The sequence below is a fragment of the Flavobacterium pectinovorum genome (assembly GCF_022802975.1).
Taxonomy (GTDB): Bacteria; Bacteroidota; Bacteroidia; order Flavobacteriales; family Flavobacteriaceae; genus Flavobacterium; species Flavobacterium pectinovorum_B.
Map to the genome: position 1 here is coordinate 117,269 of NZ_JAFEVZ010000007.1, position 12,816 is coordinate 130,084.

A 12,816-nucleotide genomic window follows, 5' to 3' on the forward strand; every position below is an offset into this window, starting at 1 on the left:
CTTTGTTTATTAAAATGTTACATTAACCCCAAAAAGGAATGTTTTTGCTTTTGGATAAGCAGACCAGTCTACTCCTGGCGTTAATGGTGTATTGCGAATACCGTCAACCTCAGGATCCTGACCCGAATATTTGGTCCAGATCATTAAATTGTTTCCTGTAAAGTAACAACGTACATTTTTTACAAATCCTTCTTTTGTAATACTTTCAGGCAGTGTGTATCCTATTGTTAAACTTCCAAGTCGTAAGAATGAACCGTCTTCAATTGCCCAGTCTGTCAAAATGGTTGAATTAGAAAGAGGATGCCATAAACTTTTTCCCTGATTGATCTCCTGTAAAAGTGCAGGGTTTGCATATTCACCAAACATAATATTGTATCCTGTTGCCGGATCAATTGTTGTAAAGCGGTTTTGTATGCTCATCTCGGCACTCATGTTTTGGTATCTTTTTGAACCGCTAAAAGTAGTATTGTCAATCTTATTGGCATTATATATATCATTCCCGTAAGACCAGTTGAACATCGCAGACAAATCAAAACCTTTATAGGCTGTGCTTATAGAAAATCCTCCGGTATGTTTAGGCTGTGCCCTTCCGATTACTTTTCTGTCCTGATCCGGTGTAATTACCGTACCGTCGCCACTTAATTTTTTAAGTTTTATGTGCCCCGGTCCGAAATAATTTCCTGAAGTAGTAATAACTTTAGAAGCATCAGCCACACCCGGATTCAGAATCCATTTCTTTTGCACACCATCATAAGTAAAGTCGTCAAAAGTGTAATATCTGTCAGAAACATATCCGTAAATTAATCCCACAGGCTGTCCTACGATAGCTCTGTAATCATCTCTACCTACGGCTGGTGCCCAATTGGAAGCTGCAATCATTTCACTGGAGCCATCCAACTCTTTTACAATATTCTTGTTGAAGGCTATATTAAAATTAGCTGATAATATAAAGTCATCATTTTTGATAATATCACCTGATGCAGTAATCTCTAATCCTTTGTTTGAAGTCCTTCCGATGTTTTGATATTGGGTATCATAACCCGAATTTGAAGGTAATGCAACTCCCAGGATTAAGTCTTTCGTATCATTTTTGTAAACATCAATACTTAATTTTAAACGCTGATTGAAAAAACCTAAATCAAGTCCTAAGTTTGAAGATATTGTCGTTTCCCATGTCAAATTTTCGTTTTTCAATACATTTGAGGTCACCAGGGCACTTTGCGGCTGGTCATTGATGTAATATAAATTTCTGCTGGAAGACTGAAATCCATATTCCTGTCTCCAATATGATCCTACTCTTGCATTTCCTACTTCACCATAACTCAAACGCATTTTGGCATTTGACAGCCATTTATCGGTTGATTTCATGAATGATTCATCTGATAATCTCCATGCAAAGGCTGCTCCCGGAAAGAATCCCTGACGATTTTCCTCAGAAAATACATTTTTTGAATCTGATCTGGCTGTTAACGTGAAAATATAGCGCTCACGGAAGGTATAATTGGCACGTCCAAAAAACGAAGAGGTTCTGGAAGGCTCTTTTATAGTGGTGTAAGTAGGCTGTGGAGTACCGTAATTCCACATTGCCAGAACATCTTTTGCCGTAAAATCTACAGGGAAAAATTTTGAATCGTTGCGCATTTCTTCTTCCTGAGAATTATAGATTTCCTGCCCGGCCATTAAATCCAGTTTATGCGTATTATCTGCAAAAGGAACATTATAAGAAACCGTATTTTGTATCGTCCATATATAACCTTTAATATCTGTACGACGTGCTACCGGCTGTCCTCCATTAGAACTCGCCTCACCTGTTTTGTTCAGCCAGATATTATCTGTAAAGTCTCTATTGGCTGCATAACTTCCTTTAGAAGAAACCGTTAAACCTTTTATAGGCTGCCAGTTTATTCCCGCATTAATAGTCACATTCAGCCTGTTCTGATCTTTGTATTCATTAATAATATTGTAAACAGGATCATTAAGTGAACTTAGAGCTTCGGGGGAAGTAATATCGTCTGCTCCTCCTAATGCAATTCCCGGACCGCCATTTAAGCTATAAATCGGGGCATATTTAATTCCGTCTCTCAATTTACTTCCCGAAGAAACACTTGGACCGGTAATAACCGTATTTGAAATTCTGGTATTAAAATCAAATGTTAACTTAGGACTTATTTTTTTATTCAGGTTAAAACTCAGGTAATCTCTTTTGTAGGCTGAATTTAGCATAATATATTCTTCATCGTCATGAGCATAATTCACTTTATACTTCAGACTTGATTCGCCACCGGTCATGCCAATATCAAAATGTTTTTGAATTCCGGTATTACTATAAATTTTTTCCTGCCAGTCTGTTCCTTTTTGAGATTTATAAATATCTACATCATCCCATGCGCCGTACATACTGTAAAAAGAACCACTTGAATTTGCGCCCGGATCCAGCTCTTTTTGAAAATAGACATAATCATACGGAGATAATACTTCTGTTAAATTATAAGTATTCTTAATCCCTGTATAGGCATTCATATTAATTTCTGTCTTACCCGCTTTTCCTGATTTTGTAGTGATAAGAATAACCCCATTTGCTCCCTGAGCACCATAAATAGCAGTCGAAGCAGCATCTTTTAGCGTATCAATTGACTCAATGTCCCCGGGTGCAATATCGTTTATATTATTTACCTGAAAACCATCAACAATAAACAAAGGAGAGTTATCCTGTGTGATAGACCCACCACCTCTTACACGAACCTTAATGGGCATATCCGGAGAACCATCTGCAATAGTCACATTTACACCCGCCATTCTTCCTGCGATTGCCTGCAGAACAGAAGTCGCCGGAATATCCTTTAAATCCTCCATACTCACGGAGGCTACAGCTCCTGTTAAATCCTTTCGTTTAGTACTCCCATAACCAATTACAACAACCGCATCCAGATCAGTAGATTCGGCTTCCATTATAACGTTAAGAGTAGTTTTTCCGCCAACACCTACTTCTTTTGTCTTCATACCCACAAAAGTGAAGACTAAAGTGGCGTTTGAAGCTGCTGCAATTTTAAAATTTCCATCAAAATCAGTTACAGTCCCTATTTTCGATCCTTTTACAGCAATAGAAACCCCTGGAATGCCAAGACCTTTATCATCTGTAACCTTTCCGATAATATCTTTCTGCTGAACATACAGAAATTTTTCTGCTGCTTTTTTTGTATTTGATCTGTCATGAAGTATTATGACAGCTTTTCTAAGTTTTGACTTTTTTTCTTCTTTCGCATAAAGAGAAAGCGAAAGCATTAAGTAAATCAGGAGTATTACTTTGGTTTTCATTTTAATCCCTTCAAATGAGCCATAGTTCTCCCTTGATATTCTTTTTTTCATACTTTTTTGTTGGTTTGGTTAGTTAGTAAAATTTAAATTCATTGTTTACACAGATTATAGTATGCCCACACTAAAACCTGCATTTGATATCATAATTTTTCTTCCATATCAGTTATTTTCTTGTTATCCCTGCTTATTTTGTTTTTCTTATGAAGTAAAATTAATCAGCCGGAATTTTGACCTGTAAACAATAGTTTCTATGTCGTCTGATTGATAGCAAATATAGAATTCAGCTTACCTCAAAGAGGGGACGAAATACAATAATAGGGAGTTCAAATAACAGAAAACACCTTGTTTTTAATGGTTTAACAGTAAAAACAACAACACCTAAGACAAATCCATTTTTGTGAGACAGCCCTCTTTAAAAAAAACTATATGTTCCATTTTTTTGATTAAGAAACAGTATTTAGATGATTTTAGGGCAAGTCATTTTTTAAAATTGAAGCATAAAAAAATACCTCGGAATGAAGACTCCGAGGTATTGATATAAATGAATTTTATATCCAGAAAACGAGTTTGTTATTCTGCTAATTTGAAAACATATACATTGCCTTTCTTTGTATCAACATCATATTCAAAAACCTTTGGAACAAACCCGCCGTTAAATACAGCTCCTGAAGAAATTACAGGTTTTGCAACAGGCTGTGATTTAAACAAAATATTAGAATTTACACCTTCAGCAGAACGGGCTGAATTTCCCTCTAATTTGCTGTAACTTCTGAGCCTGAGATTTCCACCTAAATTTGATTTTATTACAACAGACTTTACCTTTCCATTTATCCATTCCATTTTTTCTATTTCAAAACCTCCCCTTGACCTTAAACCTGTTACAGAACCTTGTGCCCACGTATCAGGCAATGCCGGCAATAAAAAAACGGCACCGTCATGGCTTTGTAATAACATTTCGGCTATACCTGCTGTACATCCAAAATTACCATCAATCTGAAATGGCGGATGAGCATCAAACATATTTGTATAAGTTCCGCCGTCAGGGTCTTTTATCGTTGCGTTTGCCGGTTTTAAATTGAGCTGATTTTTAATTAATTGATAAGCATGATTACCGTCTAAATATCGTGCCCAAAGACAAACTTTCCAGCCCATTGACCAGCCACGGCTTGCATCTCCTTTTCCGGTAAGCGTATTTCTCGATGCTTCAAAAAGTTCGGGAGTTGCAAATGGTGAGATTTCTCTTCCGGGAAAAACACCCCATAAATGCGAAAGATGACGATGAGAATCATTCTTACGATCCCAATCTTCAAGCCATTCCTGCAATTGTGTATGTTTTCCAATGTGCATAGGCGGCAATTGAGAACGGATATTTTTTAATTGTTCCGAAAATTCAGCATCAATTTTCAGAATTTCAGCAGCGTCAATAGTGTTCGATAATAAATCAAAAATAATTTGATTGTCCATGGTTACACCCGCAAAAACATTACATCTTTCCTTGCCTGAAGTTCCATCCGGCTTTATGATATCATAAGAATGCAGACCCGGAGTATGTTCTGGCGAAATAGAAGGTGATGCAACAAGATAACCGGTCTTTTTATCCTTAATCAAAAAATCCTGATAAAATTCGGAGGCACTTTTCAGAATTGGGTACACTTCTTTTAGATAAACCTTATCTCCGGAAAAAAGAAACTTCTCCCACAAATGAGCACTAAACCATGCATTGCACGTTGGCCAAATTCCTGCGGTTTTATCTACAGCGCCTGTCGATCTCCACAAATCGGTATTATGGTGAAGTGTCCATCCCCTGCTTCCATACATTTCAGAAGCCGTTTGTTTACCGGTGATACTAACATCCTTTACCAACTGAATAAAAGGATCGTGGCATTCACTTAAATTAGTTACCTCAGCAGGCCAGTAATTCATTTCCACATTAATATTGGTGGTATATTTGCTGTCCCAGGCCGGATATTGACCTGAATTAGGATTCCAGATTCCCTGTAAATTGGCAGGCTGGGTTCCGGGCTGTGACGAAGAAATCAATAAATAACGTCCAAACTGAAAATAAGAAGCAACTAAATCCGGATCTTCAACTCCTGCAAATTCTGCAATTCGCTGATCGGTGGGTTTAGTCGTTTGTTCTGAATGTCCCAAATCCAGCTGTACCCTGTTAAATTGCTTTTGATAAGCCAAAATATGGTCTGCCTTTGCCTTTTCGTATGGTTTTGAAAATTTCGCTAAATATGCTTTGGCTTTTTTTTCGGCATCTTCTGAAATATCATTATAATTCTTAAAATTGGTAGCGACTGAAACATAAATGATTGCTTCGTTGGCATTGGTAACCACGATACTATTTTCGGTTCCTTTTTGAATTCCTCCTTTGATTTCTACCTTTATTTGAGCATTGAAATTTAAAAGATTAGGTATGTTCTCTTCTTTATCCCGCGTACATTTTCCATCAACCACAAGTAATTTATTTTGATTAACAGGCACCACCGAGGCAACTGTAACCATATTTTTCTTTAATGGTCCGACAAAAGATGTATTGAAGTTTATGGCTCTTTTTTTATCAGAAGTAAGACGAATGATAATCAACTGATCGGGAAATGACGTAAAAATTTCTCTCTTAAAAGCAACTCCGTCAACTTTATACCTTGTTGTTGCAACAGCGGTTTTCAAATCTAATTCCCTGTAAAAATCAGTAAACTTTTCATGTCCCGGAACTGTTAAGATCAGATTTCCGATCGATTGATATACCTGACCGTGGGAGGTAATTTTACGATCGGCTATGATATCTTCAAGTGCTAATTTCTGGGCATCAATATAATTTTCATCTTCAATATACTTTTGAATGGTCTTTAAACTCTTTTTCGCATTTGGATTCACATTCTGATAAGGACTTCCCGACCAGAAAGTATCTTCATTAATCTGGATTGTATCGCGCTGGGGAATGCCGTAAACCATAGCGCCCAGTCTGCCATTTCCCAGAGGTAAGGCATCCGTCCATGCTTTTGAAGGTTTATGGTACCACAGTTTTAATTTGCCCTGAGCAGATGCATTCGAATATATTATGACTGATATAAGTACTAAGAATAATTTCTTCATGAATGTTTTTTAGATTTATTATTATTTTAATGGCTGCCAGTTATCTTCTCCCTTAAGTACATTTTCTGCACTATAAAAAACTGCCTCTTCCGAAGTCAATTCACGAAGCCCCAGCCAATTAGCACGTTTAGACATATCTGCTCCTGAGCCGGTATTTTTGTATTCGTATAAATTTAAATCTTTACTGGTTGAAGCATATTCCATATTCCATACCGTTGGCCATCCAACAGGATGAATTTCTTTTCCCATATTGCACTTAATCCAGGCTACTTTTGGAAAATTATGCCATGGACGACCTAAACTTACCAACTGAGTATCGTCTTTTTCTCTTGGACTTTTTTCAGAAAACGTCAATTTACATTTATAAAAAACGAAACCGTAAGCCTGTTCTTTTGGTGTGCTGGGCGCTGTAATCCAGCCGCCTCCGAAACTTCGTATCTCGCACGAATCAAAATACCCAATACCGCCACCGTAGATATAATCTGTTCTTCCCTGAATAAGACAATTTTTAAAGTAGCTTCTTGTCTTGTCTTTCGCTAAAAAAACAGTATCCTGATAACCTAGAAAATTACAATTGACAAAAGTATTTTTGTCAGAAGTAACATAAATTGCCAATGCCTGTCCTACAGCCCCTGCTGTATTTTGAAAAGTAATATCTTCTGCATGGAACCCATCACCCTGAATAGTAACCGATGCTGATGTACGAATGGCCTGACCTGACCATTTTGCCGCATCTTCAGCGGGACATTTATTATTTAAGCCGCCTTTACAATCATAGATGTGATAACTTATTATGGTTTTATCCCGGCTTTCACCCTGAAACGTAATATTCGTTTTATTATCAGGAACCAGAATTTTTTCAGTATTGTATAAACCATTTTTGATGTAGATAATAGTGCGTTTCTTAAGTCCCGGAGAAACGGCATCAACAGCGTTCTGAATTTTTGTGTAATCTCCGCTGCCATCCAAGGCTACAACAATTTTATTCAAAAATTGAGCCTTGGCTGGCATAATTAAGGTAGTGCTTATTAGTAAGTATAAAATAATTTTATAAATGATTTTCATTTTTTGTTTTTTAATATGTTAATGAAACTAAGTATTAGTAATCTAGCGTTTTAGCCAAAATGCATTGCTCAATATTTATGATCGCTAATTTATAAACTACTCAAAACTACACTAGGGTGCTATTACATTAATAAGGGGGTGCTTTAACCAAAAATGAAGACCTGACTCTAATCTTAATAACCTGAACTCGATTATAATTATCTCCAACGGTTGAAACTGTTGGAGATAGTTTAAGATTGGATTATTATTTTTACAAATGATGCTAAAAAAGCAAAATGTTTCCATTTAGCACCTATTGCTACGCCAGTTCGCTTCGCTCGTGTAAAGTAAAAATCCTTATGGCCGGAGTTCGGGACATAAGATTGTAACGGAAAGCGGGACGATACTTGCTGTAAAATCCTAATCTTTCTGCTTCAAAAATTAATAATCGAGTTCAGGTTAATAGGTTTTTCAACAGTATATTCAAAAAAGAATGGTAATACTATAAAACCATAAAAGAGAATAAGAAAAATAAATTGCAAAGCAGATTTTACGGAGTTTCCACAAAATATTGAACCGATAGTCCATACTAATACAGCATCCTAAGCGGGTACAAGTTACCTTAGCCAGCAATCCTTTTGAAAGTTTTAGCATCTTCTTTGTTTCCTATTGCACCTCCGGTTTTCTGATCCCAGCGGTTTACATTCCATTTTCGTTTCGTGGAGGTTTCTTTAGGCACGCAATTAACAGTAATCCTGATATAAGTATATCTTTCACTTGTGCTTTTCGCGGAACTCCTCAAAAAGAAGGTAATTCCAAAACTGCTTTCTAACATAATTCAACAATTTAATAAGTTAATAAAGGTCGAATTATAATATCTCTAAATCAAGTCGTTAAACAGCTTTACATGTTGACTACAAATAAATTAAACAGGTTTTTGTGGCAGCTTTTTTTGAAAAGATAAAATGCCACAAATAATCCACAAAAATTAGGGCACTTTTGAGCGTTTTTGAAAACAAGATGAGGAATAAAAAAAACCGCATCGTAGTAATGACAAGGGGTTTCAACGTTTTAACCGATTTTAAAAATCAGTTTCAGTAACCTTAGAAGGAGTAAATTCAAACCTTTTACTCGAAGATTTGAAACTTTTTGCCGAATGTTTTAATAATATTTTGTGATGTAATGGCATAATCACTTTGTTTTTCAGAAACAGATATCCGATTACGTTTTGTCCTAGTCTTTACCTGAATACTCCTGATGTTGCAATATTATAGTAAATACCTTTACAGGTACTAATTTATAATCAGCACACCGAGCATTAAGATGAACAAAGAAAATGATTTAACACAAATAATTGAGACCGCCATACTTCAATCCTACTCCTACGGTGCGGCTCCTTACTCAATCTCTCTCGCCTCCTTAACAGAACAAATCTCTGCAATGATTCAGAACTGTTCCGAATCTTACTCTAACATAATTTTCATTTCTCTTTGGAAAGATTACAATAAAATAGACCTCGAAGAATATTTAAAATTATCCAAAGAATATTTATCCATAGACACGCAAGAGAATAAAAAGGGATTTATACAGTACAGAATGGACGAGTTATTACCAGAGAAAAACTTTAAAATATGGAAAGACAATAATACTTCTTATGCGCTTGGACTCATTCTTAACGGCATTCGTAATTTTGGAGGCAAGTTCCAGGTAGTGGATATCGATAAAATCCATCCAGAATTCAAAAATGAACTTGCTGTACTTCAAAATCCACTTTTACAACAGCAATATGCAATATTTATATAGCACTATATTTAAATATTTAAGAATAAATCTACATTCAAAATATGTAAAATCGCCTAAGATGTGTTTGTCTTAGTGCTGTATTCTTTTTTTCAAAATGACAAATGATTTTTTGATAATGCTATAAATTCCCCTGCATCTTTATAGATTTTGAATATAATATATACTCTACCAGTAAATCTAAATTTAAAAATAAAAAACTGAATGACATGAAAATCCTTGTATTTAATGGGTCCGCAGAAACAAAACCAGACTCAGCCTGGGCAGATTACTCTACAATACAGAAATAAGCTTGACATACTGCTTCAGCTTGCATTGGAAAAGAAGATTAAAACATTCAAAACTTCAAGTGGTTTTTAATTAAAAACATTAGATCAATCCCTGCTCATAAATAGATATAATTAATAAATTGCCTCCGAATTAAAAATACTTTTACGTTTCTTAATTCAGAGGCAAATCATTTTTATCTGTTAAACAAACTTCTTCTATCTATTTTATAAACCTCTCTGCAAAATCTATATATGCTACTAAAGCGTGAAGAAGAAAATCAGCCGTTTCTTCCTTTATAAGCCTGTTTTTATCATCAAACAAATACTGCACATCAGCAAGATAAACCTCAGGCTGCGGCAAAACTGGCATACCTAGAAAACTCAAAACCTGTCTCAAATGATGTGCCGCTCCAAAACCGCTGATGCTGCTTATCGAAGACGAAATGACCATAGCAGGTTTATTGCTCCAAACGCTGTGTCCGTAAGGTCGCGAACCAACATCCAATGCATTTTTTAAGGCAGCCGGAAAAGATCTGTTGTGTTCAGGAGTTACAAAAATAATACCATCAGATGATTTTACCTCTTCTCTAAAAGAACTATAACTCTCAGGTTGATCAGCATCATCATAGTCCTGATTGTATAAAACTAAATTCCCTATTTCAATAATTTTAAAAATATATCCTTCCGGAGTATTTTTGATTAAATAATCCGCAATTTTTTTATTGTATGAATCCTTTCTTATAGATCCTACAATAATGCCAACAGTTTTCTGTCCCATAAGTTAAAATTTTATTGTGTTTTAAATGAATTATGTCCCAAGTTCTGAATTTATAAAAATCCTTAAGTTTCTCGAAATGCAATCAATAAACACATAATTAAGATTGAAAAGACCGAATTGAGAAAATCTATTTTATAATGATTTGATTTTAGAAAATCAATGTATTGACAAATACTCCTATACTATTTTCATTGTGTTTGACAGGTCCGTACCAATCAAAATTAGATCCGGCACCAAAGCTAAATTCTTTATAACTTAATCCGGCCCTTAAGAGAATAGAGCTCCTGTTATGAGTTCCTGACTCTGGAACGAATCCATACATGCTCTGAATGCGGCTGTAAAAACGGAATTTTTCATTGATTTTAGGTTTATACTCTAAAAGCATCATAGTTTCAGTTGCCGCATCATCTGCAAGATCCACTTTAGGATTCACGACAATCATAAAGTCTGGTGAAGCATAGGTGTACATTAAACTTGCTACAGGTCTGAAGCTGTAGATAGGGGAATATTGAAAACCTGCAGTAACATCAAGGCCTTTGAAAAGGCTATAAGTCAAATGCGCCTGGCTCATAATATCGGGAGTAATTTCTTTTTCCCAAGCAGCATTAACACTTGTAAGTCCAAAGAAACCCAGCTTTGGAATACTTTGAAACTTTTTTGCAATTATCATTTGATAAAAAACACCTCGGGAACCAGCCATAGCCTCCATATTTACAGGTGGATTTTGGATAGTTTTATTATTTTCATCGCCTTCAGATTGAGCAAGAAGCGAGGAAACAGAAAGAAAAAAACTAAAAAAAACTCCAACAACTTTTTTATTTTTAAGCATATTCAAGAAAAAATTACAGATTAATAACTTCAAAATCACCCTTAGTTTCTGAGGCTAAAAAGTGAAATTTTATTTCTACAAAGTTACTTGGGCTGTAATTTCTTTAACATGACAGACTATACCTTATTCAGGACAAATCGTGCATTATTTTCCGTCTGTATTCCGTGGGAGATGTTCCTGTAAATCTTTTAAAGAGGCGGGTAAAATAAGAAGGGTCCTCAAAATTAAGCTCATAGCTTATTTCTGCTATAGATTTTGACAGAGTCCAAAGCATTACCTGGCTGTTGAGAATAGTAGTTTCTGTTATGATCTCTTTGGAACTTTTATAAAAGTATTTTTTAACGCATCTGTTCAGGTAATTTTCCGATACCGAAAAATAATCTGCATAAAAGGAGACATTTTTTTCGGTCATAAAATTGCGATGCACCAGAATCTTAAACTCAATTGCAATCTGCTGCATCCTTGAGACCGGCTTATTGATGCCTGAAAGATCAAGGACTTTATAAAGCAGCGCCTGCCCAATGCCATGCCCTATAAAAGCATTAGGCTGATCAGACTCATATTCTGACCAGAGCAGCTCCAAAAGACTGCCCATCCATGCGCTGTCGCTGCTGTTCATTTTAAAAACAGGATTAATCGTATAAAGACTTAAAAGTTTTTCTCTATTAAAAAAAGCAGACATCGCTTCATCTTTTATCAATACAAAATATCCTGCCATATCCTTTGATACCTTTTGTAGTGAATTAACAACACCTGCAGCTACAAATACAAATGAATCAGCCTGTACATGATAATTTTCCGTTCCTATCACCTGCACAAAATCTCCTTGTTTCAGATAAAACAAAAAATTATAATCATTTCTAATAAAAGGAATCGGCAGTGTAAATAAATCAGTAAGCCTACTGAGGGGGTAAATCTGCAGAGGAGTGTTCTGCCATTTAAAATTATCTGGGACATTTTGTAAATACTTGTCTATAAAAAACTCTGATGTGATTAGTTTTTCCAACTTAGTCATTGTGAAGGCAATTTGATAATTAACTGCAATATATTGAATATTTTAATTATTTAATATATTATGCGCTTATAAGCAAATGCTCAGATTAATAATTACAGCCTCTCAAAAAACATCAAAATTACCACGTTGTGACCTTTCAAAAAACTATCTTAAAAACTCCAAATAAAAAATGCTGTCCGCTAATTAAAACAGACAGCATAATAACAGTATTTTCTTCGGAAATTAACCAAGCCATGCTTTCCAGGGTATCCTTGAAAGAATTAATATCAAACCAATTGTATAAAAAATGGCTATATTTTTAAATTTAGAACTGTTATCAAATGCTTTTTTAGATCTGGAATAACCTACAGTAATTAAGATTATTCCAATAATCATAACCATAGGATGTTCTAAAGCATAAAGACGTGCCGTGGAATTTTTCATCATCTCTGCTGAAAAATTAGAAACTCCCATTGGAGATAAGAAATACAACACAACCCCTAAAACAAGCTGCAGGTGCACTCCTATTAATCCCAGCAGAGCAATCGCTTTTGATTTTTTTGTAAATGATGCGCCTTTATAGAGACTGAAATAAGCGTAGAAAATTGATATTAAAAGAAACAGAAGCGAGAAGTCTGCAGCCAGCGAGTGAATATTCTTAAAAACTATATACATATTTTAATTA

Annotated in this window: 9 protein-coding genes; 1 reads left to right on the plus strand and 8 read right to left on the minus strand. The window is 35.3% G+C overall.

Annotation, left to right across the window (positions count from 1 at the left end; all coding sequences use genetic code 11):
* Positions 1 to 9: 9 nt before the first annotated feature.
* The 4 genes from FLV_RS11910 to FLV_RS11925 form a co-directional block, all read right to left on the minus strand.
* Entirely contained in the window at positions 10 to 3,366 is a 3,357-nt protein-coding gene (locus tag FLV_RS11910; protein ID WP_243234068.1) for a SusC/RagA family TonB-linked outer membrane protein, read from the minus strand.
* A 519-nt stretch (positions 3,367 to 3,885) separates the two neighbouring features.
* On the minus strand, positions 3,886 to 6,417 hold the full coding sequence (locus tag FLV_RS11915; RefSeq protein ID WP_243234069.1) for a glycosyl hydrolase family 95 catalytic domain-containing protein: 2,532 nt from the start codon (positions 6,415 to 6,417) through the stop codon (positions 3,886 to 3,888).
* A 21-nt stretch (positions 6,418 to 6,438) separates the two neighbouring features.
* Positions 6,439 to 7,482 carry a pectinesterase family protein gene (locus FLV_RS11920; protein ID WP_243234070.1) on the minus strand — a complete coding sequence of 348 codons (1,044 nt, stop codon included), beginning with the start codon at positions 7,480 to 7,482 and terminating at the stop codon, positions 6,439 to 6,441.
* Positions 7,483 to 8,083: 601 nt separating this feature from the next.
* Positions 8,084 to 8,296, minus strand: a complete 213-nt coding sequence (locus FLV_RS11925) for a hypothetical protein (RefSeq protein ID WP_243234071.1) — start codon at positions 8,294 to 8,296, stop codon at positions 8,084 to 8,086.
* A gap of 605 nt (positions 8,297 to 8,901) precedes the next feature.
* On the opposite strand from FLV_RS11925, the gene FLV_RS11930 reads away from it, so the two are divergent.
* Positions 8,902 to 9,264, plus strand: a complete 363-nt coding sequence (locus FLV_RS11930; RefSeq protein WP_243234072.1) for a hypothetical protein — start codon at positions 8,902 to 8,904, stop codon at positions 9,262 to 9,264.
* Positions 9,265 to 9,750: 486 nt separating this feature from the next.
* Here the strand turns inward: FLV_RS11930 and FLV_RS11935 are convergent, their stop codons facing one another.
* From FLV_RS11935 to FLV_RS11950, 4 genes are all read right to left on the minus strand, one after another.
* Complete coding sequence (locus tag FLV_RS11935) at positions 9,751 to 10,308, minus strand: NADPH-dependent FMN reductase (RefSeq protein WP_243234073.1); 558 nt, start codon at positions 10,306 to 10,308, stop codon at positions 9,751 to 9,753.
* A gap of 148 nt (positions 10,309 to 10,456) precedes the next feature.
* Positions 10,457 to 11,137, minus strand: a complete 681-nt coding sequence (locus FLV_RS11940) for a hypothetical protein (RefSeq protein WP_243234074.1) — start codon at positions 11,135 to 11,137, stop codon at positions 10,457 to 10,459.
* 127 nt (positions 11,138 to 11,264) lie between these two features.
* A complete protein-coding gene (locus FLV_RS11945) occupies positions 11,265 to 12,152 on the minus strand; it encodes a helix-turn-helix domain-containing protein (protein WP_243234075.1) in 888 nt (295 codons plus the stop codon).
* Between the two features lie 222 nt (positions 12,153 to 12,374).
* On the minus strand, positions 12,375 to 12,806 hold the full coding sequence (locus FLV_RS11950; protein ID WP_243234076.1) for a hypothetical protein: 432 nt from the start codon (positions 12,804 to 12,806) through the stop codon (positions 12,375 to 12,377).
* Positions 12,807 to 12,816: the final 10 nt, after the last annotated feature.

Excerpts from the sequence above, each read along its gene's own strand:
- FLV_RS11950 (WP_243234076.1), bottom strand. The coding sequence starts at position 12,806 with ATGTATATAGTTTTTAAGAATATTCACTCGCTGGCTGCAGACTTCTCG.
- FLV_RS11915 (WP_243234069.1), bottom strand. The coding sequence starts at position 6,417 with ATGAAGAAATTATTCTTAGTACTTATATCAGTCATAATATATTCGAAT.
- FLV_RS11925 (WP_243234071.1), bottom strand. The coding sequence starts at position 8,296 with ATGTTAGAAAGCAGTTTTGGAATTACCTTCTTTTTGAGGAGTTCCGCG.
- FLV_RS11930 (WP_243234072.1), top strand. The coding sequence starts at position 8,902 with ATGATTCAGAACTGTTCCGAATCTTACTCTAACATAATTTTCATTTCT.
- FLV_RS11935 (WP_243234073.1), bottom strand. The coding sequence starts at position 10,308 with ATGGGACAGAAAACTGTTGGCATTATTGTAGGATCTATAAGAAAGGAT.
- FLV_RS11920 (WP_243234070.1), bottom strand. The coding sequence starts at position 7,482 with ATGAAAATCATTTATAAAATTATTTTATACTTACTAATAAGCACTACC.
- FLV_RS11945 (WP_243234075.1), bottom strand. The coding sequence starts at position 12,152 with ATGACTAAGTTGGAAAAACTAATCACATCAGAGTTTTTTATAGACAAG.
- FLV_RS11940 (WP_243234074.1), bottom strand. The coding sequence starts at position 11,137 with ATGCTTAAAAATAAAAAAGTTGTTGGAGTTTTTTTTAGTTTTTTTCTT.
- FLV_RS11910 (WP_243234068.1), bottom strand. The coding sequence starts at position 3,366 with ATGAAAAAAAGAATATCAAGGGAGAACTATGGCTCATTTGAAGGGATT.